Source organism: Bradyrhizobium sp. Kon56, assembly GCF_055807635.1.
Map to the genome: position 1 here is coordinate 1 of NZ_JBVVOU010000567.1, position 247 is coordinate 247.

At 57.9% G+C, this 247-nt stretch carries 1 protein-coding gene; it reads right to left on the reverse strand.

The genetic code is table 11. From position 1 onward, the window contains the following. A partial coding sequence (locus tag AC0L3B_RS40070) for a DUF2285 domain-containing protein (RefSeq protein ID WP_473383519.1) occupies positions 1-204 on the reverse strand: 204 nt, incomplete at its 3' end. Positions 205-247: the final 43 nt, after the last annotated feature.

A 247-nucleotide genomic window follows, 5' to 3' on the forward strand; every position in this document is an offset into this window, starting at 1 on the left:
CTTGAAGGCCGGCAGCACGTGTTCCGGCTCTCGCTCTGGATCGATATGCAGGACGATTCGAGTGACCTCCTGCCAGTCCGCTCCCTGACCCTCCGCCTGCAAAAGGCGAATGTACGTGACGACATGCTGTTCGTCATAGGCCGTAAGCACCGCGTCATTCGGCGCACAGTCCGCCACGTCTGGATCGAGGGAGGGTTTCTGCATCATACCCGCTTTAAAACTCCCAGAAACTACGCCATGGTTTGGT